We start from the raw sequence: 1,278 nt of genomic DNA, 5'->3' as shown, positions 1-1,278 counted from the left end.
AAGACCCACAGCGCCGATGGTACTGCACTCGAGAGGGTGTGGGAGAGTAGGACACCGCCGGACACCATTTAGAAAACAAAAAGGCTTGAGCCCCGCACACCGTGCGGGGCTCAAACCATTTAACACCCCCCCCCCAAAAAATCGCCGGCACGGCACCCGCCGCCCGCGGGAGCCTGTCCAGTAGCGACACCGCCCACCCGCCGCCCGCGAATGAACACAATACCCCTAACGGACCAGGACGCGTTGAGTAGGCTTAAGTCATGTCAGAGCTCTTTTCCCATGCTGCCCCCGAACCTTCGCAGGAACCGGCTTCGCTTCAGACCATAACCGCTGAGGTGACCGTTCCGTCCGGTCTGCACGACGCCTTCGAGGGGTTCACGGACAATGTGCACCTGTGGTGGCCCATGGAGGACTACAGTGAATTCGGCGTCGATTCCTATCTGGGTTTCGAGGACGGCGACTTAGTGGAGGGGTCGGCCAAAGGAGAGAAATGTCTCTGGGCGCGTATCAACTCCTGGATATCGCCGTCGTCGTTTCTGCTGTCGTGGCTACTGGGCGGGGATCCGCTCAACCCCGACCACGTAGCCGTTTCCTTCCGTCCTCACGGAGATGGCGGCACGCGGGTGCTTCTTATCCACGAGCGTTGGGCGCCGCGGTCGGGAGCCCAACCTGGCGGCGACGTGTTCCGCGAATGGCCGCAGGTCCTGGACCGCTACGCACGGTTCATGGGCGGCTCGCAGGACGTCGACTAGAATGGTTCTAGGGTCACCGTGCCCAGAGATTTTTTTGTAATTTTTGTAGATCAATAGTGAAGAGCGGCTGTTACTGTGCCAGTTGGTCAGCTCGTGAGCATAGGAGTCCGACATGGCTGAATATAACGGCGGTAACCGCGGTGACAAGCCACATAACGACAAGTCGCCCGGCAGCCGGCCCGGCGACGGGAACCGCGGAGGAAATTCCGGAGGCCGTCCCAGTCAAGGCCGCGACGGCGGTCGGGGTACCGGCGGTCCCTTCAGGGGGACCAGTAACTCGGGCGGCGAGCCCCGCGGATTCCGTGCCCGGGATGACCGGCCTTTCACTGACCGTCCGGCCCGCGAGGGTGAGCGGAAGCCTTACGGGGATCGTGCTCCGCGCAGCGACCGGCCTTTCGCTGACCGTCCGGCCCGCGAGGGTGAGCGGAAGCCTTACGGGGATCGTGCTCCGCGCAGCGACCGGCCTTTCGCTGACCGTCCGGCCCGCGAGGGTGAGCGGAAGCCTTACGGGGATCGTGCTCCGCGC

Annotated in this window: 2 protein-coding genes; both read left to right on the top strand. The window is 63.5% G+C overall.

The genetic code is table 11. From position 1 onward, the window contains the following. Window positions 1–260: 260 nt before the first annotated feature. Window positions 261–752: an SRPBCC family protein gene (locus QMG52_RS16970; RefSeq protein WP_283561605.1), complete on the top strand. Its 492-nt coding sequence runs from the start codon at window positions 261–263 to the stop codon at window positions 750–752. Between the two features lie 311 nt (window positions 753–1,063). Beyond that, window positions 1,064–1,278 (top strand): hypothetical protein (locus tag QMG52_RS16965; RefSeq protein WP_283561604.1); only part of this gene is annotated, 215 nt, incomplete at its 3' end.

The organism is Paenarthrobacter sp. PH39-S1, assembly GCF_030063245.1.
Classification (GTDB): domain Bacteria; phylum Actinomycetota; class Actinomycetes; order Actinomycetales; family Micrococcaceae; genus Arthrobacter_M.
This window is presented reverse-complemented; position numbering and strand designations above follow the sequence as displayed.